The sequence below is a fragment of the Actinomadura sp. KC06 genome, from assembly GCF_004348735.1.
Classification (GTDB): Bacteria; Actinomycetota; Actinomycetes; order Streptosporangiales; family Streptosporangiaceae; genus Spirillospora.
The window spans coordinates 34,306-58,773 of the sequence record NZ_SMKT01000041.1 but is presented as its reverse complement, the minus strand read 5'-3'; the positions used below and the strand labels follow the sequence as shown (position 1 = coordinate 58,773).

Genomic DNA, 24,468 nt, shown 5'->3' with positions numbered 1-24,468 from the left:
GGTAATGGGTCTGGCTCGGTGGGGGGTTGTGCGGGACGTTGATGCCATGTGGTCTCGAATTCTCAGCACTGCACTGATGGTCGGGCTTCTGGTCCCCGTGGGGGCGTCCGCGCGGGGTGATGCGGCGGCGCCGCCCGATCGGATCGCGTTGCCGGCCGGGTTCCAGCCCGAGGGGATCGCGGCCGGGCCCGGGAAGGTGGCGTTCCTCGGGTCGCGGGCGACGGGCGCGATCTACCGGGCCGATCTGCGGACCGGGGAGGGAGAGGTGATCAACGAAGGGCCGGGGACGCCCTCGCTCGGCATGAAGACGCAGGGGCACCGGCTGTACGTGGCCGGCGGGCGGGGCGGCGACGCGCGCATCGTGGACACGCGGACGGGCGCGGTCCTGCGGTCGTTCAAGCTCACCACGAAGACGGCGTTCGTCAACGACGTCACCGTCGGCGCGGACGGCGCGTACCTCACCGACTCGACCAATCCGGAGCTCTACCGGATCCCGCTCGACGAGGACGACGCCGCGGGCGTCAAGACCATTCCGCTGAGCGGCGACATCGTCTACCAGACGGGGTTCAACGCCAACGGGATCGCCGCGCTGCCGGACGGGAAGTCGCTGGTCCTCATCCAGTCCAACACCGGCAAGCTGTTCAAGGTCGACTCGCAGACCGGCGTCGCGAAGACGATCGACCTGGGCGGCGAGGTCCTCACGGCCGGGGACGGCATTCTGCTCGACGGCCGGACCCTGTACGCCGTGCAGAACGCGCTCAACACCGTGGCCGTCATCGAGCTGAACGAGGACGCCACCGCGGGCAAGGTCGTCAAGAAGCTGACCGATCCGCGGTTCGACGTCCCCACGACCGTGGCGAAGTCCGGGAACATGCTGTACCTCCCGAACGCCCGGTTCAGCACTCCACCGACCCCGGACACCCCGTACGACATCATCGCCGTCCAGCCGTGACCGGCATCTAGATCAACTGTCCGATTCCGGCCCGTTACTAAACGTGCATATTTGCGGTAGTATCCGCCCGTGCCCAGGCATTCCGCTCCAACACCGAGCGAGGACGTGCGGATGGTCGAGGCGCTCCGGGATCGGCGCCCGGGGGTCGGCGGCCAGATCTACAGCGTGTACGGGCCGGAACTCGTCGAGTACGCCGAGGTGCTGCTGGGCGATCATGACCGGGCGGTCGAGGCCGTCCGGTCGGCGGTGCTCATGCTGCAGGACGGGCCCGAGCTCGTGCCGCCCCCGGAGGCCCTCCAGGACTGGCTGTACGGGCTGGTTCGCCACCAGTGCCGGGAGGCGCAGGGCCGGGGACGCCGGCGGATGATGGTCGCCGGGGTCGCCGCCGGGGTCGCGCTGACCGTCGGGGTGCTCATGCTCTTCGAGGTCACGTACGGCACCGTGGCGCCGCCGATGGCGATGCACACGCCGCTGCCGCCGTCCGAGGAACCCACGCCGAGCCTTCCGCCGCTGCCGGCGCCGCCCCTCCCTGAGCAGCGCGAGGACCTGCCGGCGCCCACGCCGACGAAGCCCGAGAAGCGGCATGAGCCGGCGATCCATGAAGGGCGCCTCCTGGTGGACGACGAACTCTGCCAGGCGTTCCGGGTGAGCGCGTTCCCCAGCGCGTGCGACATCCGGCTCACCGCCAAGGGCGGTCCGGTGACGTGGTCGGTGTCGGCGGTCCGCTCGGTGAGCGGGCACATCGCCACGGGCGGCGACGGGAGGCTGGACGCCGGAGAGTCGGTGACGGTTCGGGTCACGGTGCGTCCGACCTTCCTGTGCCACCTGGGCAGGTCCATCAGCGGGACGGTGACGTTCACTCCGGGCGGGACCGCGGACATCGTCTACAGCTGCCCCGGCCTCTAGCCCGGTCCCGCGTTCCTTACCGGCGTTTAACCTCCCGCAGGTCATGCTCGGCGGCATGCGTGTTCTGATCGTCGAGGACGAGCGGGTGCTCGCGGACGCGATCGCCGAGGGGCTCCGCGAAGAGGCGATGGCCGTCGACGTGGTGTACGACGGCGACGACGCGTTGGAGCGGGCGTCCTACAACGAGTACGACGTGGTGGTCCTCGACCGCGACCTGCCGACCGTCCATGGCGATGACGTGTGCCGCGAGCTGGTGGCGCGGCGGAGCCCGGCCCGGATCCTGATGCTGACCGCGGCCGGCGACGTCGGCGACCGGGTGGACGGGCTGTCCCTCGGCGCCGACGACTACCTGCCGAAGCCGTTCGTGTTCGGCGAGCTGGTGGCGCGGGTGCGGGCGCTGGCGCGCAGGTCCGGGCCGCCGGTGCCGCCGGTGCTGGAGCGGCGCGGCATCCGGCTCGACCCGCACCGGCGGAGGGTGGCGCGGGACGGCCGGGAGCTGCGGCTGACGAAGAAGGAGTTCGCCGTGCTGGAGGAGCTGCTGCGGGCGGAGGGCGGCGTGGTGAGCGCCGAACGGCTGCTGGAGCGCGCGTGGGACGAGAACATCGACCCGTTCAGCAACATCGTCCGGGTGACGATGGCGACGCTGCGCCGCAAGCTGGGCCAGCCGCCGGTGATCGAGACGGTGACGGGCTCCGGGTACCGGCTGGAGGCGCGATGAGCACGCCGGCGGTGCCCAGGCTGAGCGTCCGGACGCGGCTGACGCTGGTGTACGGGTCGCTGTACCTCGTCAGCTCGGCGGCCCTGGTCGCGGTGACGTACCTGCTGACCGTCCGGACCATGGACCAGCGCCTCACGATGACCGGCGACGACGTCAGCCCGGCGACCTTCACCCGGCTGCGCAATCTGGCCTCCGGCGGCGACGTGAGCGCGCTGATGGAGCTGAAGGCGGAGGCGAACCGGCGGGTCGCCGAGCAGAAGCGCGACGTGCTGGAGCAGCTCCTGCAGAGCTCGCTGATCACGATGCTGGTGCTCGGCGTCCTGGCCGTGGCGATCGGGTACGTGGTGGCGGGGCGGATGTTGCGCCCGCTGCACACGGTCACCGCGACGGCGCGGCGGCTGTCGGAGAGCAACCTGCACGAGCGGATCGCGCTCGACGGCCCCCAGGACGAGATCAAGGACCTGGCCGACACGTTCAACCGGATGCTGGACCGGCTGAACCGGGCGTTCGACGTTCAGAGCCGCTTCGTCGCGAACGCCTCGCACGAGCTGCGCACGCCACTGACCATCAACCGGACGGTCCTGGAGGTCGCGCTGGCCAGCCGGAAGAGCCCGCCGGAGACGAAGGCGCTCGCGGACGTGCTGCTCGGCAACACCGCCCGGCACGAGCGGCTCATCGACGGGCTGCTGACGCTCGCCCGGTCCGAGCGGGACCTGGCGGCCCGGACCGCGACGCCGCTGCCGGACGTGGTGCACGGCGCGCTCGGCCATCTCGACGACCTGGCCGACGAGGCGGGCGTGGACGTGGAGGCGCGGCTCACGCCCGCGGTCGTGACCGGCGACCCCGTCCTGCTGGAGCGGTGCGCGGTGAACCTGCTGGAGAACGCGGTGAAGTACAACGTGAAGGAGGGGCGGGTGTGGGTCCGCACGGGGGTGCGGGACGGCACGGCGTTCCTGCAGGTCGTCAACACCGGGCGGCCCGTCCCGTCCTACGAGGTCGGGACGATCTTCGAGCCGTTCCGGCGGCTGCGCCCCGACCGGGCGGCGACCCGGGACCGGACGGGGTCGGCGGACGGCACGGGCCTCGGGCTGTCGATCGTCCGGGCGGTGGTGGACGCGCACGGCGGCACGATCGAGACGGTCCCGCGGGACGGCGGCGGCCTGTCGATCACCGTGCGGCTGCCCGTCTCCGACCAGCCCGTCCCGGCCCTGGCCGCGGTGCCCTAGCTAGCCGGTTCGGCGGCGGGCGGCTGCGACTGCGCGCCTGGCTGCGGGCCCGGCCTCGGGCTGGGGCGCGGCCATTCGACGCGTCCCTCCTGCTCGGGACGGCCGGGACGCGCGGCCAGCCAGCGGTGCACGACCTTGCCGGTCGCGTTGCGGGGCAGCTCGGCGATGAAGTGCACGTCGCGCGGCACCGCGTACCGGGCGACGTGGGCGCGCACGTGGTCGCGGACGGCGTCGGCCTCCAGCCGGGCGCCCGGCCGCAGGACGACGTACGCCGCGAGGCGCTGCCCCCACTCGTCGTCTGGCACGCCGACCACGGCGACCTCGTGGATCTGCGGGATCCGCAGCAGCGCGTCCTCCACGTCGCGCGGGAGGACGTTCTCGCCGCCCGACACGACCATGCCGTCGCCGCGCCCGTCCACGAACAGGAGCCCGCGGTGGTCGATGTGCCCGAGGTCGCCGATGGCGAGGAGCCCGTCGCGGACCTCCATCGGCTCGCCGCCGGTGTACCCCTCGAACAGCAGCTCGTTCGCGGCGAAGATCTGCCCGATGGTGGAGCGGCCGAGCCTGCGGCCCCGCGCGTCCAGGATCGCCAGCGCGGTGTTGCGGGGCGGCCGCCCGGCGGTGCGCGGGTCGAGCCGCAGGTCGCGCGGGGTGGCGATGGACACCCAGGACGCCTCCGTCGAGCCGTACACGTTGTAGAGCCGGTCGCCGAACTCGTCCATGACCCGGGTGGCGAGGTCGCCGGGCAGCGCGGCGCCGCTGAGCGCGATGATCCTCAGCGCGGACGTGTCGTAGAGCGCGCGGACCTCGGGCGCGAGGTCCAGGATCCGCTGGAGCATCACCGGGACGGCGAACACGGCCGTCTCGCGGTGGGACGCGACGGCCCGCAGCGTCCGCTCGGGGTCGAACCGGCGGTGCAGGACGACCGGCGCCCGCAGCGCCCACGCCATCTGCAGCGCCGCGTACCCCCAGGTGTGGAACAGCGGCGCCTCGATGATCATCGTCTGGCGGGCGCGGAGCGGGATCCGCGACGTCATCGAGGCGAGCGGCCACAGCCCGGGGCGGGGCGGGCGGCGGGCGCCCTTCGGGCGTCCGGTGGTGCCCGAGCTGAGCATGATGGTGCGGCTCTGGATCTGCGGCGGCGCGGCGGCGGCGCCGTCCGCCGGGACGGACGCCACGACCCCGTCGAGGCCGGGGTCCCGGTCGGACCACAGGACCGTCCGGCGCAGCGCGAGCGGCACGTCGGCGAGCAGCGGCGCGAACTCGGCGTCCGCGACGATCAGGTCGGGCCGCAGCTCGCCGAGCACGGCGCGGATCTGGCCGGTGCCGAAGCCGGTGTTGAGCAGGACGACCTCGGCGCCGCGCCGGCTGCACGCGACGAGCGTCTCGACCATCCCGCGGTGGTTGCGGCAGAGCACGCCGACGCGCGGGCGCGGGCCGCTCAGCGGCAGCCCGGCGGCGAGCCGCGCGGCGCGCTCCTCCAGTTCGCCGAACGTGACGGCGCCGTCGTCGTCGATCAGCGCGAGCCTGGACGGGGAGCGGGCGGCGGACGAGGCGACCAGCCCGGCGAGGGTCGTGCCCCAGCGCCGCAGCGCGCGGAGCTGCCGGCCGATCCGGCGGGGGCCGCCGGAGAACATCACCCCGGTCTTGAGCATGAGGGCGGCGAGGTCGCGGATGTGCCCGATCCGCCGGCGCATCCCCGGCCGGTACGCGGGCCTCGCATGCGTCACCGCGGCCTCCTCCGGCGATTTCCAGCCACGTTATCCACGGGTTCACGCGCTGGACAAGGCAATCGGCGGGACCGCTCCGGCGTCAGTGGTTACTGACGAGTAGCATTGCGGTCAGGAGCACACCCGGACCCATCGCAGGGAGGACGATCCGTGCCTCGCACCGCACGCGACGTCGTGTTCGTCGACGGCGTACGCACACCGTTCGGCAAGGCGGGCCCGAAGGGCCTGTACGCGGAGACCCGGGCCGACGACATGGTCGTCCGCGCGATCCGCGAGCTGCTGCGCCGCAACCCGTCCCTGCCGCCCGAGCGGGTGGACGAGGTCGCCGTCGCCGCCACCACCCAGACCGGCGACCAGGGCCTCACCATCGGGCGGTCCGCCGCCGTGCTGGCCGGGCTGCCGAAGAGCGTCCCCGGCTACGCGATCGACCGGATGTGCGCGGGCGCGATGACGGCCGTCACCACGACCGGCGCGGGCATCGCGTTCGGCTCGTACGACGTCGTCATCGCGGGCGGCGTCGAGCACATGGGGCGGCATCCGATGGGCGAGGGCGTCGACCCGAACCCGCGGTTCCTCGCCGAGAAGCTCGTCGACCCGTCCGCGCTCGTCATGGGCTCGACCGCGGAGAACCTGCACGACCGGTTCCCGGGGATCACCAAGGAGCGCGCGGACGCCTACGCCGTCCGGAGCCAGCGGAAGGTCGCCGCCGCCTACGCCGCCGGGAAGATCCAGCCCGACCTCGTCCCGACCGCGATCCGCTCGGCCGAGAAGGGGTGGGGGCTCGCGACGGAGGACGAGCCGCCGCGTCCCGGCACCACGCTGGAAGACCTGACCGCCTTGAAGACGCCGTTCCGCGTGCACGGCAACGTCACGGCCGGGAACGCCGCCGGGCTGAACGACGGCGCCACCGCCTGCCTCCTGGCCGCCGAGGACGTCGCCGCCGAACTCGGCCTCACCCCGAAGATGCGCTTGATCGACTTCGCGTTCGCCGGCGTGGAGCCGGAGGTGATGGGCGTTGGGCCCGTCCCGGCCACCGAGAAGCTCCTCGCCCGCAACGCCCTGACCATGGACGACATCGGCCTCATCGAGATCAACGAGGCGTTCGCGGTGCAGGTCCTGGCGTTCCTGGAGCACTTCAAGATCGCCGACGACGACGCGCGGGTGAACCCGTGGGGCGGCGCGATCGCGCTCGGGCACCCGCTCGCCTCGTCCGGCGTCCGGCTGATGAACCAGCTGGCCCGCCTGTTCGAGGAGCGCCCGGACGTCCGGTTCGGACTGACCACGATGTGCGTGGGCATGGGCATGGGCGGAACGGTCCTCTGGGAGAACGTGAACTGGGAGGGATCCAAGTGAGCGACGCAGTCGTTCGGGGGGTCCGGGGGACCGCCCCCGGGAAGGGCACAGTGCGCAGCCTCGGAGACGTCTTCGGCGACGAGGTCGTCACGCATGCCGTCGTCCGTGACGTGACGCTGCCCAACGAGGCGGGCACGCTCGCGCTCATCACGCTCGACAACGGGCACGACCACACCAAGCCCAACACGTTCGGGCCGAACGGCCTCGCCGAACTGGACGCCGCGCTCGACACGGTCGCCGCACGCGACGACATCGCGGCCGTCGGCGTCACCGGCAAGCCGTTCATCTTCGCCGTCGGCGCCGACCTCAACGGCGTCCCGCTGATCCAGAAGCGGGAGGACGCGGCGGCCATCGCCAGGCTGGGGCACGACGTGTTCCGGCGGCTCGGGGAGCTGGACGTCCCGTCGTTCGCCTACTACAACGGCGCGGCGATGGGCGGCGGCGTCGAGATCGGGCTGCACTGCACGTACCGGACGATCTCGTCCGGCGTCCCGGCGTTCGCGCTGCCCGAGACGTTCCTCGGCCTCGTCCCCGGCTGGGGCGGGACGTACCTGCTCCCGAACCTGATCGGCGCGGAGAAGGCGCTCAAGGTCGTCGTCGAGAACCCGCTGTCCCAGAACCGGATGCTCAAGGGCCCGCAGGCGTACGAGCTCGGCATCGCGGACGCGGTCTTCGAGCCGGCCGACTTCCTGGAGGAGTCGCTCGCCTGGACGGCCCGCGTCCTGAACGGCGAGATCACCGTCCGGCGGGCGGAGGTCGACAAGGGCAAGGCGTGGGACGACGCCGTCGCGATGGCCCGCTGGAACGTGGACGGCAAGCTGCACGGCGCGGCCCCGTCCTACCTGAAGGCGCTCGACCTGGTCGCCGCCGCCAAGGACCGCACCCGCGACGAGGGCTTCGCCGCCGAAAATGAAGCACTGTGCTCCCTGATCATGAGCGACGAGCTGCGCGCCGGGCTGTACGCGTTCGACCTCACCCAGAAGCGCGCGAAGAGGCCGGCCGGGGCGCCGGACGCGTCGCTCGCCTACTCGGTCACCAAGGTCGGCGTCGTCGGCGCGGGGCTGATGGCGTCCCAGCTCGCGCTGCTGTTCGCGCGCCGCCTGGAGGTCCCGGTCGTGCTGACCGACCTCGACCAGGAGCGGCTCGACAAGGGCGTCGGCTACGCGCACGGCGAGATCGACAAGCTGCTCGGCAAGGGCCGCCTCTCCCCCGACAAGGCGAACCGCCTCAAGTCGCTGATCACCGGCTCGCTCGGCAAGGACGCCTTCGCGGACGCCGACTTCGTCATCGAGGCCGTCTTCGAGGAGATGTCGGTCAAGCGGAAGGTGTTCGCCGAGGTCGAGGAGCACGTCTCGCCCGAATGCGTCCTGGCGACCAACACCTCGTCCCTCTCGGTCAGCGAGATGGCGTCCGGGCTCAAGCACCTGGAACGCGTGGTCGGCTTCCATTTCTTCAACCCGGTCGCGGTGCTGCCGCTGCTGGAGATCGTCCGGGGCACCGCGACGGACGACGCCACGCTCGCCACCGCGTTCGCGACGGGCAAGGCGCTGAAGAAGTCGTGCGTGCTGGTCAAGGACGCCCCGGCGTTCGTCGTCAACCGGGTCCTGCTGCGGCTGCTCGCCGAGATCGTCCGGGCGGTGGACGAGGGCACGCCCATCGAGACGGCCGAGCGAGCCGCGCAGCCGCTGGGCCTGCCGATGCCGCCGTTCGTGCTGATGGGCCTCGTCGGTCCGGCGATCGCGCTGCACGTCAACGAGACCCTGCACGCCGCGTTCCCGGACCGGTTCCCGCTGTCGGACAACCTGGCGAAGCTGGTCGCGTCCGGCAAGTCCGGCGTGTACCTGCCCGACTTCTCGCTCGACCCGGAGGCCGTGGAGATCTTCGGGGGCGGGGACAGCCCGTCCACCGAGGAGGAGGTCCTCGACCGGGCGCTGGCCGCGCTCGCCGACGAGATCCGCATCATGCTGGACGAGGGCGTCGTCGCGGCCCCGCAGGACATCGACCTCTGCATGATCCTCGGCGCGGGCTGGCCGTTCCACCTCGGCGGCATCACCCCGTACCTGGACAGGACGGGCGTCTCCGAGAAGGCGACCGGCCGCCGGTTCCTGGAGCCGGGGGTGGCCTCACTCCCCGCCTGACCCTCGCCTTACCCGCCGGGAAGAGGCGTTACGGCCACGGCCGGAACGCCTTTTTTCCGATGTTTCCGCACGTCACGGACGGTCAATCGGCCGGACTGATCATAAGCCGCCCGCTATCGGGCATAGGGCTGACGCCGCGACGATCACGCGACCGGGCGGACGGTCAGGCACCCGGACGGGAAAGGGCGGGGAGGATGACTCTGCTGCGCACGAAGACGGTGGAGCAGTCGATACGCGACACGGAGGAGCCCGGGCACCGGCTCCGCCGCGCCCTGTCGGCGCTGGACCTGACCGTGTTCGGGGTCGGCGTGATCATCGGGACGGGCATCTTCGTGCTGACCGGCCAGGTCGCCCGGGACAAGGCCGGGCCCGCCGTCGCGCTGTCGTTCATCCTCGCCGCCGTCGTGTGCGGGCTCGCGGCGCTGTGCTACGCCGAGTTCGCCTCGACCGTCCCGGTGGCCGGGTCGGCGTACACGTTCTCCTACGCCACGCTCGGCGAGTTCCCGGCGTGGATCATCGGCTGGGACCTCATCCTGGAGATGGGGCTGGCCGCGGCGGTCGTCTCGGTCGGGTGGTCCGGCTACTTCGCCGCGCTGCTGGACGACGTCGGCGTGACGATACCGGCGTCCATCGCGGCCCCGCCGGGCGACGGCGGGACGGTCAACGTCCCGGCGATCGGGCTCGTGCTCGCGGTGACGGCGCTGCTCGTGCTCGGCATCAAGATCTCCTCGCGGGTCACCGCGGTGGTCGTCGCGATCAAGGTGTCGGTGGTGCTGCTGGTGATCATCGCCGGGCTGTTCTACGTCAAGGCCGACAACTACGACCCGTTCATCCCGCCGTCGAAGTCGACCGAGGAGGCGGGCGGCCTCGCCGCGCCGCTCATGCAGGTGCTGTTCGGGATCACGCCGGCCACCTACGGCTGGCTCGGCATCTTCTCCGCCGTCGCGATCGTGTTCTTCGCCTATATCGGGTTCGACATCGTCGCCACCGCCGCCGAGGAGGCGCGCCGGCCGCAGCGGGACCTGCCGATCGGGCTCATCGGCTCCCTCGTCATCACCGCGATCCTGTACGCGGCCGTGTCGATCGTCGTCGTGGGCATGCAGCACTACTCGGAGCTGAGCACCGAGGCGCCGCTCGCGGACGCGTTCAAGGCGAACGGGCACCCCGCGTACGCCACGATCATCGACGTCGGCGCCGTCGCCGGGCTCATCACCGTCGTGATGATCCTGCTGCTCGGGATGAGCCGGATCCTCTTCGCGATGGGACGGGACAAGCTCCTGCCCGCCTGGCTGTCGGCCGTCCACCCGCGGTTCGGGACCCCGTACCGGTCCACCATCATCATGGGCGTGATCGCCGCCGTGCTCGCCGGGTTCATCCCGCTCGCCGAGCTCGCGGAGCTGGTCAACATCGGCACGCTGTTCGCGTTCCTCGTCGTCTCGCTCGCCGTCGTCGTCCTGCGCCGCACCCGCCCGGAGCTGCCGCGCGCGTTCCGGACGCCGTGGGTGCCGGTCATCCCGATCCTGTCCGTGCTGGCCTGCCTCTTCGTGATGATCAACCTGCCGGTGGAGACATGGCTGCGGTTCCTGGCGTGGCTCGGCATCGGCATCGTCATCTACGCCCTGTACGGGTACCGGAAGAGCCGGCTGCAGCGGTCCATGGAACCTGCCGCGAAACGCTGACACGCTCGGTGACGGGGGTCACGGTGTCGCTTTCGGCGCCGGGTGGGCACAATGGCGCGCATGGCCCAACCTGTGCGCGTCGCGGTGATCGGCTCCGGCCCGGCGGGGATCTACGCCGCCGAGGCCCTCGTCAAGCAGACGGACGGGGACGTCCGGGTGGACGTCTTCGACCGGCTGCCGACGCCGTACGGCCTGGTGCGCTACGGCGTCGCGCCCGACCACAAGTCGATCAAGTCGATCGCCCGGTACCTGCAGAAGGTGCTGGAGACGCCGGGCGTCCGGTTCTTCGGCTGCGTCGAGCTGGGCCGGGACCTGACCCGCGCCGACCTGCTGGACTGCTATGACGCGGTGATCTACTCCACCGGCGCGATGGTCGACCGGCACATGCGCATCCCCGGCGAGGACCTGCCCGGCAGCATCGCCGCGACCGACTTCGTCAACTGGTACTGCGGGCACCCGGACGCCGCCGACCACGAGTTCGACCTGTCGGTCGAGGAGGTCGCGGTGATCGGCGTCGGGAACGTGGCCGTCGACGTCGTCCGGATCCTCGCCAAGACGGCGGACGAGCTGCGCGAGACCGACGTCCCCGAGCAGGTCATCGAGGCGCTGTCGGGCAGCCGCGTCAAGCGCGTCCACATGATCGGGCGGCGCGGCCCGGCGCAGGCGAAGTTCACCACCAAGGAGGCCCGGGAGCTGGGCGAGCTGCCGAACGCGGGCATCCACGTCAGCCCCGAGGACATGGACCTCGACCCGGCGAGCGCCGAGCTCGCCGAAAGCGACCGGCACGTCCGCGGCAACGTCAAGGTCCTGAACACGTGGACCGCCGAGCCCCCCGCCGACCGCCTCCGCCTCCGCCGCATCGACGTGCGGTTCTGGCGCGCCCCCGCCGAGATCGTCGGCACCGACCGCGTCGAGGGGCTCCGGCTGGAGAAGACCCGCCTGGACGACAACGGACGCGTCACCGGCACCGGCGAGTTCGAGACGCTGCCCGTCGGGATGGTGCTGCGGTCGGTCGGCTACCAGAGCGTCCCGCTGGACGGCGTCCCGTTCGACGAGCGCACCCACACCGTCCCGAACGAGGGCGGCCGCATCCTCGGCCCGGACGGGAGCCCGGTGCCCCGCGAGTACGTCGCCGGCTGGATCAAGCGCGGGCCGACCGGCGTCGTCGGGACCAACAAGTCCGACGCGGCCGAGACCGTCCGCAACCTCCTGGAGGACGTCTCCGGCTCGCCCACGGGGCGGAAGCTCACGATCGAGGAGCTGCTGGAGTCGCGGGGCCTGCGCGTCGTCACCTACGACGACTGGCTCAACCTCGACGCCGCCGAGATCGCCCTCGCCCGCCGGCTCGACCGCGGCGAACGCGTCAAGCTCGCCCGCTGGGAGGCGATGACGTCGGCGTGCCGCAGAAGAGAATAATTCCCCCTTCCGGGCAATATCCCGCCTCGAAAGTAGTGACGGACATGTCACGCTAGCGCTACGGTGCGGCCTGTGACCGGCGGTCCAGAACTGTACGGGTTCCCCCCACCCGAGACGGTGCCCGACCTGAGGTGGCTCGGCCCCGACTACGTTTCCGTGCTCGTGTACGACCTGACGCAAGGGCTCCTGCGCCAGGATCCGCGCACGTCCGTCATGGGCGTGCGGTGCGAGGGCGAGCCCCGGCTCGACCCCTCGGTCGACACGTCCGGCGTCATCCGCGCGCACGACGCGTGCTTCCCGCTCCAGGTCTTCGTCCGCGACGGGGCCGGGCGCCCGTGGCGGCTGCGCGGGAGATGGACGTACTCGGGCCGCGAGCTGGGCACGTCCGCGGCGTCCATCACCCACTTCTGGCAGCTGCTGTCCGCCGAGGGGGTCTAGTCCCGGTCGGACGCCTCCCGGTCGGACGCCTCCTCGTCGGACGCGGCGGGCGCGTCGGACTCGGACGAGGTGATCCGGGCGATGTGCTCGGTGATGTCGCGCGCGAGGGCCTGCGGGGTGAGGCCGATGTCGGCGAGGATCTCGCCGCGGGCCGCGTGGTCGAGGAACTCCTGCGGGATCCCGAACGTGCGGATCGGGGCGTCGACGCCCTCGTCGCGCAGCAGCCGCGCGACGGCGTCGCCGACCGCGCCGGTGCGGCCGTTGTCCTCCGCGACGGCGACGAGCGCGTGCTCGCGGGCGAGCCCGGCGAGCGCCGGGTCGAGCGGCTTCACCCACCGCGGGTCGACGACGGTGACGCCGATGCCCTGGGCGGCGATCAGCTCGGCGGCCTCGACCGCGGGCGTCGCCATCGACCCGGCCGCGACCAGCAGGACGCGGGTGCCGTTTGAGCCGTCGTGGCGGGCGAGGACGTCCATGTCGCCGGCCTTGCCGACCGCCTCGATGTCGGCGGCGGCGGAGCCCTTCGGGTAGCGGATCGCGGTCGGGCCGTCCGACACCGCGACGCATTCGCGCAGCAGCTCGCGCAGCCGCGCGCCGTCGCGCGGGACGGCGATGCGCATGCCGGGGACGAGCTGCAGGATCGACAGGTCCCACATGCCGTTGTGGCTGGGGCCGTCGTCACCCGTCACCCCGGAGCGATCCAACGCGAACGTGACGGGCTGCCCGTGCAGCGCAGTGTCCATGAGGACCTGGTCGAACGCGCGGTTCAGGAACGTCGCGTACACCGCCACGACCGGGTGCAGCCCGCCCATCGCGAGCCCGGTCGCGGACGTGACCGCGTGCTGCTCGGCGATGCCGACGTCGAAGATGCGGTCGGGGAACGCCTCGGCGAACGGCGCGAGCCCGACCGGATGGAGCATCGCGGCGGTGATGCCGACCACGTCGCGGCGCTCGCGGCCGATCGCGACCATCTCCTCGCCGAAGATCTTCGTCCAGGCGGGGCCGCCGGATTTGCGGACGAACTGCCCGGTGGCGGGGTCGAACGCGCCGCCGCCGTGCATGCAGTCTTCCTCGTCGTTCTCGGCGGGAGCGTAGCCGCGTCCCTTCGTGGTGATGCAGTGCACGATGACGGGGCGGCCGAACCCGCGGGCCCGGCGCAGCGCGCGCTCGACGGCGTCCTCGTCGTGGCCGTCGATCGGGCCGACGTACTTGATGCCGAGGTCCTCGAACATGGCCTGCGGCTGGAGGACGTCCTTGATGCCCTTCTTGATGCCGTGCAGCGCCTCGTAGGCGACGTTGCCGACGACCGGCGCGCGCGGCACGGTCTTCTTGATGAGGTCGAGCGCGTTCTCGTAGCCCTGCGTGACGCGCAGGTCGGCGAGGTGGGACGCGAGGCCGCCGATCGTCGGCGAGTACGAGCGGCCGTTGTCGTTGACGACGATGATCACGGGACGGCCGGCGCCGCCGGCGGCGATGTTGTTGAGCGCCTCCCAGCACATGCCGCCCGTCAGCGCGCCGTCGCCGACGACCGCGACCACGGCGCGGTCGTCCTCGCCGCGCAGCTGGAACGCCTTGGCGAACCCGTCGGCGTAGGACAGTGCGGGCGAGGCGTGGGAGTTCTCGATGATGTCGTGCTCGGACTCGGCGCGGCTCGGGTAGCCGGACAGGCCGCCGCGCTTGCGCAGCCGCTCGAAGTCGTGCCGCCCGGTGAGCATCTTGTGCACGTACGCCTGGTGGCCCGTGTCGAACAGCAGCTTGTCGTGCGGCGAGTCGAAGACCCGGTGCAGCGCGATCGTCAGCTCGACCGCGCCGAGGTTCGGCCCGAGATGGCCGCCCGTCTTGGAGACCGCCTGGACGAGGAACTCGCGGATCTCCTCCGCGAGCCGAGGCAGTTGAGCGGCGTCCAGTCGTTTGAGGTCGTCGGGACCCGTGATCGACTCAAGCAGGCTCACTCGTTTTCAACTCCTCCGTCGGGGATCGCGTCTCCCCTGGCTCGGGCCGTTCCGAGTTTAATCCCGGTTCGCCCCCGACGCGCCGGAGGCCACCTGCCCCGGGGGTGTGAAACGGCTGACCCCGCCGGTGCGCATGGGGTAGGACTTGAGCATGGGCGTCGAAGAGATTGTGCTGCTCAACGCGGACGACGAGGCCGTCGGGACGGCCCCGAAGGCCGCGAGCCACCATAAGGACACGCCGTACCACCTGGCCTTTTCCTGCTATGTCGTGGATACGGAGGGTCGCGTGCTGATCACTCGGCGCGCGCTGGACAAGCGGACGTTCCCAGGCGTATGGACGGGAAGCTGCTGCGGCCATCCCGGTCCGGGCGAGAAGCTCCGCGACGCCGTCCTCCGCCGGCTCCGCGACGAGCTGGGCATGCCGGACGCCGAGCTCACGCCCGTCCTGCCCCGGTTCCAGTACCGGGCCGTCGCGGCGGACGGGACCGTCGAGAACGAGCGGTGCCCCGTCGTGCGCGCGACCGTCCCGGCGGACACCGCCGTCCGGCCGAACCCCGCCGAGGTCGAGCAGGCGGAGTGGTGGACGTGGGACCGCTGCCTGGAGCTGGCCGGGCGGCCCGAGTCGTCGCCGTGGTACCGCCTCCAGCTCGCCGAGCTCGCGCCCCTCGGCGCGCCCCTGGACTGGCCGGACGCGGGCCCCGGCGGCCTGCCGCCCGCCATCGGCTGGTAGCTCCCGCTCTGGCACGTTCCGGCGCACGCTCCATGGCGGAGCGTGGCGCCCGCATCACCGCTAGATCACTTTTCCGTCCCCGGTGTTGACCCGCGCGGGCGTCCGAACGGACGCTTGCTTTTCCGGGAACGGAGGAATCGGACGATGCGACTACGTGCTCCCAGGAACCGCCGGACGGTCTTCGCGGCCCTCGCGCTGACGGGCGCGATGACCGGCGCGCTGGCCCTGACGGCCTGCGGCGCCAACGAGGACGAGGGCTCGAACGACAAGTCCCAGGTCGAGGTCTTCTCCTGGTGGACCGGTCCGGGCGAGGCCGACGGGCTGAAGGCCATGCAGGCCGACTTCGAGAAGAAGAACCCGGGCACCAAGTTCGTCAACGCGGCCATCGCGGGCGGGTCGGGCACGCAGGCGAAGGCCGTCCTGGCGAGCCGGCTGCAGAACCGCAAGCCGCCGGACTCGTTCCAGGGCCACGCGGGCGCCGAGCTGCTCGACTACATCAAGGCGGGGCAGATCGAGCCGCTGGACGACTTCTACCAGCAGAACAACCTCAAGTCGGTGTACCCGCAGCAGCTCATCGACCAGATCACCTACCAGGGCAAGATCTACTCCGTCCCGGTGAACATCCACCGGTCCAACGTCCTCTGGTACAACCCGGGCATCCTCCAGGACGCCGGGATCTCCGCGCCGCCGAGGTCGGTCGCGGAGTTCATCACGGCGCTGAAGGCGGTCAAGGACAAGACGAAGAAGGTCCCGCTGTCGCTCGGCGCGCAGTGGACGGCCGACCACCTGCTGGAGAACGTCCTGCTCGGCGATCTCGGCACCGACGCCTACAACGCGCTGTGGAAGCCGGGCGCCGACTGGAGCACGCCGGCCGTGACCAAGGCGCTGAACGACTTCGCCGAGATCATGAAGTACACGACGCTGGAGGCCGCGTCCACGGACTGGCAGGGCGCCGCGAAGGCTGTCGTGGACGGCAAGGCCGCGTTCAACATCATGGGCGACTGGGCGTACGGCTACTTCGTCGGGAGCGCGCCGAACGGTCTCGGCAAGAAGCTCGACACCGATTTCAAGTACGCGCCCGCGCCGGGCACCGAGGGCACCTACATGTGGCTGTCGGACAGCTTCACCCTGCCCAAGAACGCGCCGCACCGCGCCGGGGCCCTCGCGTGGCTGAAGGAGGTGTCCAGCAAGGAGGGGCAGGACCTGTTCAATCCGAAGAAGGGCTCCATCCCCGCCCGCAAGGACGCCGACAAGAGCCTCTACACGGGCTACCTCAAGGACGCCTTCGAGCAGTGGAACAGCCCGGACACCAAGCTGGCGGGCTCGTTCTGGCACGGTGTGAACGCCAACAACAAGTGGCACGCCGACATCGACACCGCAGTGGGCCTGTTCCTCCAGAACAAGGACGCGGCCAAACTGCAGGAGGCATTGGTGAACGCGGCCAAGAACAGCGGCCTGTGAACCGGTGAAGTTCCGCCGTAGCAGGAAGTGGCTGCCCGGTCTGCTGCTGCTCTCGCCGTCCATCGTCGCGATCGGCCTGTTCGTCTACGGGCTCATCTTCTGGAACACGCGGGTCGCGCTGAGCGGAAAGCACGACGAGGTCAGCGAGTACGGGTTCGACAGGGGCGAGAACTTCGTCGACCTTTGGGACCAGCCGAGCTGGCCGGGCGCCGTCCAGAACGCCCTGGTGTTCACGGCCGTGTTCGTCGTCGGCGCCCTGGTGCTCGGCGCGTTCCTGGCGTTCCTGATGGACAAGGGGATCCGCGGCGAGGCGTCGTTCCGCGTCATCTACCTGTTCCCGATGGCGGTGTCGTTCATCGCCAGCGGCGTGGTGTGGCGCTGGCTGATGAACCCGGCGCCGCCGGAGCGCGCGGTCGGCTTCAACCAGCTTTTCGACAAGATGCATCTGGGGGCGCTGGCGAACAGCTGGTGGCAGGACCCGGAGTGGGGCATGGCGGCGATGGCACTCCCCGCCATCTGGCAGATGTCCGGATATGTGATGGCTTTGTATCTGGCGGGGTTCCGGAGCGTCCCGGAGGAGCTGCGGGAGGCGGCGCGGGTGGACGGCGCGTCCGAGTGGAAGGTGTACCGCTACGTCGTGTTCCCGCAGCTCCGCCCCGTGACGCTGTCCGCGCTGATCATCCTCGGGCACATCTCGCTCAAGGTGTTCGACCTGATCATGGCGATCGCGGGCAAGCAGATCGTCACCTATGTCCCGGCCGTCGCCACCTTCGTCGAGATCTTCGACCGGCACGACCCCGCCAACGGCGCCACGATCGCCACCTACCTGCTGGTGGCCGTCGCCGTCCTGGTGATCCCCTACCTGGTGTGGTCGGTGCGGGCGGAGCGGTCCCGATGACGGCCCCGGCGCCCACCGCGGGCCGTCCGATGCAGGTGGTGAAGCTGGCCGTCCTGCTGGCCTTCGTCCTGCTGTTCCTGATCCCCGTCTACGTCCTGGTCGTCACGAGCTTCAAGCCGCTGGACGAGGCGGACCCGAGCAGCGCGTGGAGCCTGCCGAACGACTGGAGCACGTCCGGCTGGAGCGCCGCGTGGAGCGAGCTGCGCCCCGGCCTGGAGAACAGCGTCAAGATAGCCGTCTCGGGTTCGCTGATCTCCGCCGTGCTCGGCTCGCTGAACGGCTACGTCCTGTCGAAATGGCGGTTCCCCGGCTCCGACGTGGTCTTCACGCTGTTCCTGTTCGGCATGTTCATCCCGTACCAGGCCGTGATGATCCCGCTGGCCGGGCTGCTGACGGACATGGAGCTCGCCGGGACGATCCGCGGCCTCATCCTGGCCCACGTGGTGTACGGAATCCCGATCTGCACGCTCATCTTCCGGAACTACTACGTCACCGTCCCCGACGAGCTGATCGAGGCGGCCCGCGTGGACGGCGCCGGGATGCTCCGCACCTACGGGTCGATCATCCTGCCCGTCTCGGGCCCGGCCTTCGCGGTCACGCTGATCTGGCAGTTCACGTCCCTGTGGAACGACTTCCTGTTCGCCGTCTTCCTGGGCACGCCCGACAGCTGGCCGGTCACGGTGATGCTGAACAACCTCGCCGGTTCGGGCGCGGTGGCCGTCCAGTACAACCAGCAGATGGCGTCGGCGCTCCTGGCGTCGTTGCCGACCGTCCTCGTCTACCTGCTTCTCGGACGCTTCTTCATGCGCGGCCTAATGGCGGGAGCGCTGAAGGGGTGAGCGGTCAACCGGACACCGGCCTCACGCGTCACATGGACGACCAGGGGAAATCGGTCGGGAATCGGAGCGCTTTCCGATCGGCCCATACCAAGACGGCGACGCGCTCGCCTCGTCCATTGGCAATTCCGCCGGAATGCGCCTAGCCTCTCGGGCATCACTGCGCGGTGTGCCGGCATCTCGCCGGGCCTCGGGGGATCCCGTGGCGGTGGAGGACGTGCGAGCACTGGAGGTGACCGCGTGCAGGCGATCAGTGTTCAGCAGCCTTGGGCTTTCACGATCGCGCGCGGCGGCAAGACCGTCTCGAACCAGCCCCTGCCGACCGCCTACCGCGGCCCGCTGCTGATCCACGCGTCCATGCGCGTCGACCTGAAGGCCTGCGACTCCCCGCTCATCCAGGCCGCCGGCTGGGATCCCCGCGACCCGCTCGCCACCATCGGCGCCGTCATCGCGATGGCCGACCTCGACGGCGTCTGCTCGGCGACCGTCGCGGGCGGCGCCTGCGACTGCGGCCCCTGGTCGACCCCGGGCATGCACCACTGGCGCCTCGCCGGCGTCCGGGCCCTGCCCCGCCCGATCGTGGCGCTGGGCCGTCCGGGCCTCTGGGAGCCGAAGCCCACCCTGATCCAGGTGGTCACCACCATGGTCACCACGGCGGCCGCCCTCGACGGCACCCCCTGAGCCCTCACGTCCCCCTGAGCGCGCCGGCGGCCTCGCGGAGACGGGCGAACTCGGCGACGATCCGGTCGAGCGGCCACGAGGCATTCAGGCCGCTCGGGTTGGGCAGGACCCACACCTTCGCGTCCCCGAAAGCCTCGTCCTGCGGCCCGATCTGAGCCCGCGGACGCCCGAACGCGGTGCGATAAGCCGTGACCCCGGCGACAGCAAGATAGGACGGCCGATAACGCTCAACAAGTTCGGCAAGCCGCCGTCCACCCTCCCGAAGCTCGGCATCAGTCAACTCATCAGCACGCGCGGTAGTGCGATGCGCCAAATTGGTGATGCCGAGCCCATACGAAGGCAGAAGCTCCTGCTCGGACGGATCCAGAAGCCGATCGGTGAACCCCGACCGATGCAGCGCGGGCCAGAACCGATTCCCAGGCCGCGCAAAATGAAAACCGGTCGCCCCGGAGTAGAGCCCAGGATTGATACCACTGAAAAGCACCCGCAACGTCCCCCCGCCCGCGGGCAGAACGTCGGCAATGACGCGATCGCGAGCAGCCTCCAGCTCACCCTTAGTAGGACGCACCACCCCAGCCTACGGACGCCCCACCCCATCACGATGCTCACCGCCGCACACCCACCGAACTCAGCTCCACATGGTCAGGCAATCGCTACGCTGGGTCGCGAACCTCGGGCGGGGTAACGTTGTCCCTACATCGATCTGTCGTGCCATCCGATGGGAGCAGGGCCGTGAGCGTCGCGCATGACCATGGCGGTTTTGGTCCGTACACAGCCGAAGATCTGCACGCCCGAGAGGACGAAGGCCGAGGCCTGGAACTCGAGGACGGGTGGCTGATCGAGATGTCTCCAAGCGCGCCCCACAACTGGGTGGCCATGCAGCTCGGGGAGCTGCTGAAGACGGCCGGGGCGGAGTCCGAGGTGTTCGTCGCCGTCGGTGGTGAATGGGAGATCAGCACCCCCGCCGGTATCCGGAAGCCCGATCTCTTCATCGTGCCGAAGGGTGTGGCGCACGCTTCGATCGTCAACCGCAGTCCGGTCATCATCCCCGGCGGAGAGCTGCTTCTGGTCGTCGAGGTCATTTCACCGGGCAGCGCGAGCGAACGCACTGACCGCGTACGGAAGCTCCGGGAGTACGCCGTGCTCGGCATCCCCCAGTACTGGATGGTCGAGTTCACGCCCCGTCCCAGGGTGCACGTCTTCACGCTCGGCGGCGATGATCCCGCCTGCGCGCCGGCAGGGCCTTCTGGCTACCGCCTGGACCGCACGATCGAAGGCGGCCAGACCCTCGACGCGAAGATCGAGACGGCCAGGCCGTTCACGGTCCGGTTCGACCCGCAGAAGCTCATCGAGTTCTGAACCTGGCAGGGTCCGAGCTCGGGAACATGCCTGGCAGAATGGGGCATATGCTCACGGCTTGCCTCGCTTTCGCCGCGGTGGCGGCCCTGGTGACGATCACCCCCGGCGTGGACACGATGCTCGTCCTGCGCATGACCGTGACCAGCGGGCGGCGGACGGGCTATCTCGCCGGCGCCGGGGTGGCGTCGGGTCTGCTGTGCTGGGCGGCGGCGAGCGCGGCCGGGCTGACCGCGCTGCTGGCGGCGTCCCAGATCGCGTTCGACGTGCTGCGCGTCGCGGGTGCGTGCTACCTGCTGTGGCTCGGCGGGCAGGCGCTGTGGAAGGCCCGCCGGAGGACGCGGGATTCGGAGGAGGTGCCGGACGCGAGCGTCTCCGGTCTCACCGCGCTGCGCACCGGCCTGACGAGCAACCTGCTGAATCCCAAGGTCGGCGTCTTCTACATGAGCATGCTTCCGCAGTTCATCCCGGACGGCGCGCCGATGTTCGGGACGAGCATGCTGTTCGGCGTGATCCACGTCGCCGAGGTGCTGATGTGGCTGGCGTTGGTGGTCGTCGCCGCGAGCGCGGCACGGCGGGTCCTGTCCCGTCCGGCCGTGAAGCGCCGGTTGCAGCAGGTCACGGGCTTGGCGTTCATCGGCTTCGGCGTCCGCCTGGCCGTGGAACGCTAGAACGGGCCGCCCCGATGCGGAGCGGCCCGTCCCGTTGCGTCGCGGTCTACTTGCGGATGAGGTTGCGGAGGACGTACTGCAGGATGCCGCCGTTGCGGTAGTAGTCGGCCTCGCCTGGCGTGTCGATGCGGACGGTCGCGGTGAACTCCTTGCCGTCCGCCTTGACGGTGACCTCGTCGGGGACGCCGCCCGAGTTCATCGCGGTGACGCCGGTGATGTCGAACGTCTCGGTGCCGGTCAGGCCCAGCGACGCGGCGGACTCGCCGTCCTTGAACTGGAGCGGCAGGACGCCGAGGCCGATGAGGTTGGAGCGGTGGATGCGCTCGTAGGACTCGGCGATGACGGCGCGGACGCCGAGCAGCGCGGTGCCCTTCGCGGCCCAGTCTCGGGACGACCCGGAGCCGTACTCCTTGCCCGCGATGACGACGAGCGGGGTGCCCTGCGCGGCGTAGTTCTGCGCGGCGTCGTAGATGAACGCCTGGGGTGCGCCGTCCTGGGTGAAGTCGCGGGTGTAGCCGCCTTCGACGTCGTCCAGGAGCTGGTTGCGGAGCCGGATGTTGGCGAACGTCCCGCGGATCATGACCTCGTGGTTGCCGCGGCGCGAGCCGTAGGAGTTGAAGTCCTTGACGGCGACGCCGTTGTCCTGGAGGTACTGCGCGGCGGGGGTGCCGGCCTTGATTGACCCGGCCGGGGAGATGTGGTCGGTGGTGACCGAGTCGCCGAGCTTCGCCAGGACCCGCGCCCCGTGGATGTCGGTGACGGGCTCCGGCTCGGCGTTCATGCCGTCGAAGTACGGGGCCTTGCGGACGTAGGTGGACGACGGGTCCCACTCGAACAGGTCGCCGGACGGGATGTCCAGGGCGGCCCAGCGCTGATCGCCCTTGAAGACGTCGGCGTAGCTCTGCGTGAACATCTCCTGCCCGATGGACGACTCGACGATCGCGGCGACGTCCTCCGGCGCGGGCCAGATGTCGCGCAGGTGGACGGGGCCGTCGGCGCCCTCGGCGATCGGGTCGTTGAGGATGTCGATGTCCATCGTCCCGGCCAGCGCGTAGGCGATGACCAGCGGCGGCGACGCCAGGTAGTTCATCTTCACGTCGGGGCTGATGCGGCCCTCGAAGTTGCGGTTGCCGGACAGGACCGCCGTGACCGCGAGGTCGTTGTCGTTGACGGCCTTGGAGATCTCCGGCTGCAGCGGCCCGGTGTTGCCGATGCAGGTCGTGCAGCCGTACCCGACCAGGTTGAACCCGATCTTGTCGAGGTACGGGGTCAGGCCCGCGCGCTCCAGGTAGTCGGTGACGACCTGCGACCCGGGCGCGAGCGACGTCTTGACCCACGGCTTGCGGGTCAGGCCCTTCTCCACCGCGTTCTTGGCCAGCAGCGCCGCGCCGACCATCACGTACGGGTTGGACGTGTTGGTGCAGGACGTGATGGCGGCGACGGCGACGTGCCCGTGGTCGAGCTCGAACGAGGCGCCGCCGTCCAGCGTGACCGGAACCCGGTTGTGGGGGCGGAACGAGCCGTTGGGGTCGACGTGCCGCGGCTTGTCGCCGCTCGTGTCGTGGCTGATCGCCGGGGAGTCGGAGGCGGGGAAGGACTCGTTGGACGCCTCGTCCGCCGCGCCCTGGACGCTCGCGACGTAGTTCTGCACGTCCCGGCGCCAGGTCTGCTTGGCGTCCGAGAGGGAGATCCGGTCCTGCGGGCGCTTCGGGCCGGCCAGCGACGGGACGACCGTCGCGAGGTCCAGCTCCATGTACTCGGAGAACTCGGGCTCCACCGACGGGTCGAGCCACATGCCCTGCGCCTTCGCGTACGCCTCGACGAGCGCGATCTGCTCTTCGCTCCGCCCGGTCAGCCGCAGGTAGGTCAGCGTCTCGTCGTCGATCGGGAAGATCGCGCACGTGGAGCCGAACTCGGGGCTCATGTTGCCGATCGTGGCGCGGTTCGCCAGCGGCAGCGCGTGCACGCCCTCGCCGTAGAACTCGACGAACTTGCCGACGACGCCGTGCTCCCGCAGCATCTCGGTCACGGTCAGGACCAGGTCGGTCGCCGTCGTCCCGGCGGGCAGCTCACCGCTCAGCTTGAAGCCCACCACGCGCGGGATGAGCATCGAGATCGGCTGCCCGAGCATCGCGGCCTCCGCCTCGATGCCGCCGACGCCCCACCCGAGCACGCCGATGCCGTTCTCCATCGTCGTGTGCGAGTCGGTGCCGACGCAGGTGTCGGGGTAGGCGACGCCGTCACGGTCGAACACCACGCGGGCGAGGTGCTCGATGTTCACCTGGTGGACGATGCCGGTGCCGGGCGGGACGACCTTGAACTCGTCGAACGCCGTCTGCCCCCACCGCAGGAACTGGTACCGCTCCCGGTTGCGCTCGTACTCGCGCTCCACGTTGCGCTCGAACGCGTCCGGCGAGCCGAAGTAGTCGACGATGACGGAGTGGTCGATGACCATCTCGGCGGGCGCCAGCGGATTGATCCTGCTCGCGTCCCCGCCCAGTTCCCGGACGGCCTCGCGCATCGTGGCGAGGTCCACCACGCACGGCACGCCGGTGAAGTCCTGCATGATCACGCGGGCCGGGGTGAACTGGATCTCCTTGCTCGGCCGGGCCTGCGAGTCCCACTGCGCCAGCGCGCGGATGTGGTCGGCCGTGACGTTCGCGCCGTCCTCGGTGCGCAGCAGGTTCTCCAGCAGCACCTTGAGGCTGTACGGGAGACGAGCCGAGCCCTCGACGGCGTCCAGCCGATAGATGTCGTACGCCTTGTCGCCCACCTGCAGCTTGTCAAGGCTGCCGAAGCTGTTCGCGGACACGGACTCCTCCTCCGTCACCACCGCGCGTCCGGTCCGGGACATGAGCGCGCGGACATGTATCGATCTTCAGCGGTTCAGTGCTCGCCTACCTTGATCCTGCCTTAGTCGGGCTTCCGACCGGGAATCAGGGCCGCCTAACTTCCGCCACTTTTCTCTTGACGTCAAGCTAACTTCAATTTATCTCGACATCAAGCTTCTTGCACCCTCACTGCCGATCGGGCCGGACGATGTACCAGGCTCCGGACGGCGTGACCCAGAGGAGGAGACCGGGCCAGAGGTGGTGGAGGTGCCAGCCCCGGGTCTGTTTGAGCCGGTGGTGGCGTCGGCAGAGCGGGGCGAGATTGCAGCGGCAGGTGATTCCGGGCCGCCAGGGCACGGTGTGGTCCAGGTCGCACCGATGCGAGGGCTGGTTACAGGTCGGAAACACGCAGGTGGGGTATCGCGCCTGGACTTCGCGCCGCAGTGCAGCCGGGGGCCGGTAGCCGACCGGCTCGTCATGACCGTGGCAGGCCGCG

The 24,468-nt window shown here is 70.7% G+C and carries 20 protein-coding genes; 16 read left to right on the top strand and 4 right to left on the bottom strand.

Going from position 1 to position 24,468, the window contains the following annotated elements; translation table 11 throughout:
- Positions 1 to 76 precede the first annotated feature (76 nt).
- The 4 genes from E1287_RS15825 to E1287_RS15810 all read left to right on the top strand — a co-directional run bounded on the left by E1287_RS15825 (position 77) and on the right by E1287_RS15810 (position 3,802).
- Positions 77 to 952 (top strand): superoxide dismutase, encoded by an 876-nt coding sequence (locus tag E1287_RS15825; protein ID WP_207934239.1) that lies wholly within the window; start codon positions 77 to 79, stop codon positions 950 to 952.
- A gap of 69 nt (positions 953 to 1,021) precedes the next feature.
- Positions 1,022 to 1,858, top strand: coding sequence for a hypothetical protein (locus E1287_RS15820; protein ID WP_131965698.1), 837 nt, complete (start codon positions 1,022 to 1,024; stop codon positions 1,856 to 1,858).
- A 55-nt stretch (positions 1,859 to 1,913) separates the two neighbouring features.
- Positions 1,914 to 2,576 (top strand): response regulator transcription factor, encoded by a 663-nt coding sequence (locus E1287_RS15815; RefSeq protein WP_131965697.1) that lies wholly within the window; start codon positions 1,914 to 1,916, stop codon positions 2,574 to 2,576.
- Complete coding sequence (locus E1287_RS15810) at positions 2,573 to 3,802, top strand: HAMP domain-containing sensor histidine kinase (protein WP_243719060.1); 1,230 nt, start codon at positions 2,573 to 2,575, stop codon at positions 3,800 to 3,802. The genes E1287_RS15815 and E1287_RS15810 overlap by 4 nt, the downstream gene beginning before the upstream one ends.
- On the opposite strand, the gene E1287_RS15805 is transcribed toward E1287_RS15810, so the two are convergent.
- Positions 3,799 to 5,532 carry an AMP-binding protein gene (locus tag E1287_RS15805; RefSeq protein WP_243719058.1) on the bottom strand — a complete coding sequence of 578 codons (1,734 nt, stop codon included), beginning with the start codon at positions 5,530 to 5,532 and terminating at the stop codon, positions 3,799 to 3,801. The two genes, E1287_RS15810 and E1287_RS15805, sit on opposite strands and share 4 nt — an antisense overlap.
- Positions 5,533 to 5,682: 150 nt before the next feature.
- Here E1287_RS15805 and E1287_RS15800 point away from each other — a divergent pair, with 150 nt between their 5' ends.
- The 5 genes from E1287_RS15800 to E1287_RS15780 all read left to right on the top strand — a co-directional run bounded on the left by E1287_RS15800 (position 5,683) and on the right by E1287_RS15780 (position 12,556).
- Complete coding sequence (locus E1287_RS15800) at positions 5,683 to 6,885, top strand: acetyl-CoA C-acyltransferase (RefSeq protein WP_131965696.1); 1,203 nt, start codon at positions 5,683 to 5,685, stop codon at positions 6,883 to 6,885.
- A gap of 50 nt (positions 6,886 to 6,935) precedes the next feature.
- The gene (locus tag E1287_RS15795; protein WP_131965695.1) at positions 6,936 to 9,023 is read left to right on the top strand and encodes a 3-hydroxyacyl-CoA dehydrogenase NAD-binding domain-containing protein; all 2,088 of its coding nucleotides are present in this window, start codon (positions 6,936 to 6,938) and stop codon (positions 9,021 to 9,023) included.
- 194 nt (positions 9,024 to 9,217) lie between these two features.
- Entirely contained in the window at positions 9,218 to 10,702 is a 1,485-nt protein-coding gene (locus E1287_RS15790; protein WP_131965694.1) for an amino acid permease, read from the top strand.
- A gap of 60 nt (positions 10,703 to 10,762) precedes the next feature.
- Positions 10,763 to 12,118 (top strand): FAD-dependent oxidoreductase, encoded by a 1,356-nt coding sequence (locus E1287_RS15785; RefSeq protein WP_131965693.1) that lies wholly within the window; start codon positions 10,763 to 10,765, stop codon positions 12,116 to 12,118.
- 72 nt (positions 12,119 to 12,190) lie between these two features.
- The gene (locus tag E1287_RS15780; protein ID WP_131965692.1) at positions 12,191 to 12,556 is read left to right on the top strand and encodes a hypothetical protein; all 366 of its coding nucleotides are present in this window, start codon (positions 12,191 to 12,193) and stop codon (positions 12,554 to 12,556) included.
- On the opposite strand, the gene dxs is transcribed toward E1287_RS15780, so the two are convergent.
- Positions 12,553 to 14,508, bottom strand: coding sequence for a 1-deoxy-D-xylulose-5-phosphate synthase (gene dxs / locus E1287_RS15775; RefSeq protein ID WP_131965691.1), 1,956 nt, complete (start codon positions 14,506 to 14,508; stop codon positions 12,553 to 12,555). The genes E1287_RS15780 and dxs overlap by 4 nt on opposite strands.
- Before the next feature lie 151 nt (positions 14,509 to 14,659).
- Here dxs and idi point away from each other — a divergent pair, with 151 nt between their 5' ends.
- The 5 genes from idi to E1287_RS15750 all read left to right on the top strand — a co-directional run bounded on the left by idi (position 14,660) and on the right by E1287_RS15750 (position 19,114).
- Positions 14,660 to 15,238: an isopentenyl-diphosphate Delta-isomerase gene (gene idi, locus E1287_RS15770; protein WP_131965690.1), complete on the top strand. Its 579-nt coding sequence runs from the start codon at positions 14,660 to 14,662 to the stop codon at positions 15,236 to 15,238.
- A gap of 144 nt (positions 15,239 to 15,382) precedes the next feature.
- Entirely contained in the window at positions 15,383 to 16,699 is a 1,317-nt protein-coding gene (locus E1287_RS15765; protein WP_131965689.1) for an extracellular solute-binding protein, read from the top strand.
- Positions 16,700 to 16,703: 4 nt separating this feature from the next.
- On the top strand, positions 16,704 to 17,597 hold the full coding sequence (locus E1287_RS15760; protein WP_243719056.1) for a sugar ABC transporter permease: 894 nt from the start codon (positions 16,704 to 16,706) through the stop codon (positions 17,595 to 17,597).
- A gap of 29 nt (positions 17,598 to 17,626) precedes the next feature.
- On the top strand, positions 17,627 to 18,436 hold the full coding sequence (locus tag E1287_RS15755) for a carbohydrate ABC transporter permease (protein ID WP_243719062.1): 810 nt from the start codon (positions 17,627 to 17,629) through the stop codon (positions 18,434 to 18,436).
- A 237-nt stretch (positions 18,437 to 18,673) separates the two neighbouring features.
- Complete coding sequence (locus E1287_RS15750) at positions 18,674 to 19,114, top strand: hypothetical protein (protein WP_131965687.1); 441 nt, start codon at positions 18,674 to 18,676, stop codon at positions 19,112 to 19,114.
- Between the two features lie 4 nt (positions 19,115 to 19,118).
- Here E1287_RS15750 and mug read toward each other — a convergent pair whose 3' ends face one another.
- Complete coding sequence (gene mug / locus E1287_RS15745) at positions 19,119 to 19,682, bottom strand: G/U mismatch-specific DNA glycosylase (protein WP_131965686.1); 564 nt, start codon at positions 19,680 to 19,682, stop codon at positions 19,119 to 19,121.
- Between the two features lie 164 nt (positions 19,683 to 19,846).
- Here mug and E1287_RS15740 point away from each other — a divergent pair, with 164 nt between their 5' ends.
- Complete coding sequence (locus E1287_RS15740) at positions 19,847 to 20,473, top strand: Uma2 family endonuclease (RefSeq protein ID WP_207934238.1); 627 nt, start codon at positions 19,847 to 19,849, stop codon at positions 20,471 to 20,473.
- 47 nt (positions 20,474 to 20,520) lie between these two features.
- Positions 20,521 to 21,141, top strand: coding sequence for a LysE family translocator (locus tag E1287_RS15735; protein ID WP_131965685.1), 621 nt, complete (start codon positions 20,521 to 20,523; stop codon positions 21,139 to 21,141).
- A 46-nt stretch (positions 21,142 to 21,187) separates the two neighbouring features.
- Here E1287_RS15735 and acnA read toward each other — a convergent pair whose 3' ends face one another.
- Complete coding sequence (gene acnA, locus E1287_RS15730) at positions 21,188 to 23,953, bottom strand: aconitate hydratase AcnA (protein WP_131965684.1); 2,766 nt, start codon at positions 23,951 to 23,953, stop codon at positions 21,188 to 21,190.
- Between the last annotated feature and the right edge of the window lie 515 nt (positions 23,954 to 24,468).

What these genes read in the sequence shown, in the direction of transcription:
- E1287_RS15825 (WP_207934239.1), top strand. Translation starts at nt 77, where the DNA reads ATGGTCGGGCTTCTGGTCCCCGTGGGGGCGTCCGCGCGGGGTGATGCG.
- E1287_RS15815 (WP_131965697.1), top strand. Translation starts at nt 1,914, where the DNA reads ATGCGTGTTCTGATCGTCGAGGACGAGCGGGTGCTCGCGGACGCGATC.
- E1287_RS15810 (WP_243719060.1), top strand. Translation starts at nt 2,573, where the DNA reads ATGAGCACGCCGGCGGTGCCCAGGCTGAGCGTCCGGACGCGGCTGACG.
- E1287_RS15790 (WP_131965694.1), top strand. Translation starts at nt 9,218, where the DNA reads ATGACTCTGCTGCGCACGAAGACGGTGGAGCAGTCGATACGCGACACG.
- E1287_RS15785 (WP_131965693.1), top strand. Translation starts at nt 10,763, where the DNA reads ATGGCCCAACCTGTGCGCGTCGCGGTGATCGGCTCCGGCCCGGCGGGG.
- idi (WP_131965690.1), top strand. Translation starts at nt 14,660, where the DNA reads ATGGGCGTCGAAGAGATTGTGCTGCTCAACGCGGACGACGAGGCCGTC.
- E1287_RS15765 (WP_131965689.1), top strand. Translation starts at nt 15,383, where the DNA reads ATGCGACTACGTGCTCCCAGGAACCGCCGGACGGTCTTCGCGGCCCTC.
- E1287_RS15755 (WP_243719062.1), top strand. Translation starts at nt 17,627, where the DNA reads ATGCAGGTGGTGAAGCTGGCCGTCCTGCTGGCCTTCGTCCTGCTGTTC.
- E1287_RS15735 (WP_131965685.1), top strand. Translation starts at nt 20,521, where the DNA reads ATGCTCACGGCTTGCCTCGCTTTCGCCGCGGTGGCGGCCCTGGTGACG.